A 2,727-nucleotide genomic window follows, 5' to 3' on the forward strand; every position below is an offset into this window, starting at 1 on the left:
ACCCATTTTGGATCTGACTAGGTGTTATAATATGAAGCTTTCTACTTTTTTCTGCGTTGCAGCGACGTTGTTGGTAATTGGTTCTGGAAATGCGAAAGCCCAAGAAATTGCCGGAGAGTATTTTGCTACATTTTTGGACAACGGGCTACCTCAACCAGTGTGGCTAAAACTAAAGGGTGTTCAACCAGGAAACAACGATAATGAACTAACATACTCAAAACCAAGAAATTGCACTCTTGCATTTGAATACGGAGGGGCAGCTGGTAATGCCCATTACTTTTACTTTGACAATGATTGGGGTCATGGATGGTGTAGAGCGAGATCATCTAAGGATCTTATTCTTCGCGTCACTCCCGAGAATGGCAGAGATATGCGATATGAGTTAATCAAAGACAGCAAGGCTATTGAAACTATAATAGTGAAGCGCAAATAGAAAAATGAAGTTACGACAGGTATCAGCTTTAATAACAGCAAATCTACTTCTGTCTGCATCGATTGGATTTGCACAGGATGTTACCGAATTAGAGCCATACAGCGATAATTGGATAGACAATGTGCCAGTATCTGGTTCAATTTTCAAAGGATACACAGTTCACAGTCAACATACGCTGCCATCTATCAATGAAGTATGGATCCACTTTGGGACAAAACACAAAGGAACCTTCTGCTTGAAAATTGAAAGTCGAGATGGGAAATACCTTGGACAGGGGCTTTTCAATAAAATTAGGCTAGACGCCCACGCAGTGCGGGTACCTATAAAGACAAAAAATTCCAAGCGCCTCAAAAACATAGAAACCACTGATATAGCCGCGCTCGCTTTCTCCGCCGACAGTTGCCAAGAACGGCCAAAAAAGCTTCTTGCTGTATCATGGACCCGAGAGATATCTAACGACTATCTAGTTTCCCTAAATTCAATAGCTGGACAAGCGAAAATTAGGGTCCGTGATCGAAATGAAAGAAGTCTTATAATGACATGCTCTCCAGCACCAGCACCACATAATGTCTCCTTCGACAGTCATTGTAAAATAAAAGACTTTTTACCAGAAACAATGGATGTGTCGATAATGTATGGAACGACCTATCCAAAACCGTATCATTTTATCATCCAATAAAACACGGATAAAGGATGGAAAAACATTTTTCACTTCGATCATTTTTTCTGTATGCAATAATATCTTTTATTTTCACATCTATTTTCTTACCTATCTACACAATCAAATTGAACACGAGATATCAGATTACTGCTGATACTCAAATTGTTGATATATTGCTTCTCGATCAAAACGGGAGTCCTTTTCCCTTCGAGTTATCACTCAACAAAGCTCAACTAAAATTTTCATTTAATAACTTCAACAACACTGACTTTAGTGGAACAGTTCACATCCCTGGGGGATACACGGTCCGCGTGGCAAAAATTGACAACGAAACAACCTTCTTCCTACTCCCAACAATAAACACCTTCACGCGCCCGATTTTTACAAGTAGCCAGAGACATCAGCGCAAGGAATACGACGAGATACCCGCAATTGTGTGTAGCGCCAGTTGTAATGGCCTGACCATACCAATCCGTGGACGAATCCGATTGGGAGAGGAACCTCCCAATTTTACAGTTTACGACTACCCGAAACTGCTTGGCGGAACGGTTAGTGCTCACGCTCAAGTAATCCCATTCCTCAGTGACGAACTATATCAGCTCCTGAAACATGAGTTACGTACGTATGACACCGTAAGCATATTAGGAGACAGTGACGAAATAGCATATTCGGCGGGTACTCTGCACCTCTCGGAAGCTAACTCCGCCACTTTGAATTTAAATTCTTACGGTCAGTCTGCGAGAATTACAGCATATGGCATCGATGAGCACAGAATTCGCCCAAGCTTCTGGCATGCGCTCACGCTCAACCCCGCGATTGATGCATACCTAACCATACTTGCTTTACTCTCACCTGCTATAGTCTGGTTTATTCTGCATGTACCTCCTCTTCGGCGACAGTAAATTGAACAAGATAGCTCTTCTAATATTGACATTTATAAGCTTAGTTAGCGATGGCAACGCACATGATCTCGTGTACGTGGATAGCAACCAAAAAGGGCAAGCCATAACTCACGCACACGACAACCAGTGCTATGCATTGTTTCCTGCTCATATTGCCTCAGACGGCTTCAGTGTAGAGCTGGTTTTCCCTAACGGGTCAAAAGCCGATACGGGCGATATTACATTCTATGAGCCAGATATTGCGATCGCCTCAATACCGACATCACTTAACCATTGCTCCACCCTGACACCAGAGCTGGATTACAGAGCGTTCCTTCCAAAGGATCCACTCAACATCGGCACCGTACAAGCGAACGGAGGAGTTCGTTATGCAGCAGCTGAAGTTACCAGTTACGATGAGCGATATATCTGGCTAAAACTTACTGACCCTCAAAAAACAATTTACCAAGGAATGAGTGGGGCCCCGGTCTACTTTGAAAACCAGATCATAGCCCAATTACAGAGCGTTATCCCTCAAGAGGGCACAGCAAAGGCCATACGGATAGAGTACTTACTTGACCTGACAAATACTTATTTTGAATCAAAATCATCTCCAAGGAAGCGAGAAAACATCTCGGAAACCGACCTTGAACTTGCAAAAACAAATATCGAAGCTGAATTGATAATATCCGGGGACATACACAATGTACTAACAAAACACGAAAATACCGGATTATTAATATGGAATCAAT

4 protein-coding genes are annotated in these 2,727 nt (G+C 42.4%); all 4 read left to right on the plus strand.

Features of this window, described 5'->3' with window-relative positions:
- On the plus strand, nt 1-433 hold a 433-nt coding region (locus AC5Q5A_RS19680; protein ID WP_493896350.1), incomplete at its 5' end, for a hypothetical protein.
- Between the two features lie 4 nt (nt 434-437).
- Nucleotides 438-1,112: a hypothetical protein gene (locus tag AC5Q5A_RS19685; protein ID WP_493896351.1), complete on the plus strand. Its 675-nt coding sequence runs from the start codon at nt 438-440 to the stop codon at nt 1,110-1,112.
- 14 nt (nt 1,113-1,126) lie between these two features.
- Nucleotides 1,127-1,996, plus strand: a complete 870-nt coding sequence (locus AC5Q5A_RS19690; RefSeq protein WP_493896352.1) for a hypothetical protein — start codon at nt 1,127-1,129, stop codon at nt 1,994-1,996.
- Nucleotide 1,997: 1 nt separating this feature from the next.
- A partial coding sequence (locus tag AC5Q5A_RS19695; protein ID WP_493896353.1) for a hypothetical protein occupies nt 1,998-2,727 on the plus strand: 730 nt, incomplete at its 3' end.

The organism is Thalassospira sp. CA1 (genome assembly GCF_059052855.1).

Coding starts and splice junctions, on each gene's coding strand:
- AC5Q5A_RS19685 (WP_493896351.1), top strand. CDS start 438: ATGAAGTTACGACAGGTATCAGCTTTAATAACAGCAAATCTACTTCTG.
- AC5Q5A_RS19690 (WP_493896352.1), top strand. CDS start 1,127: ATGGAAAAACATTTTTCACTTCGATCATTTTTTCTGTATGCAATAATA.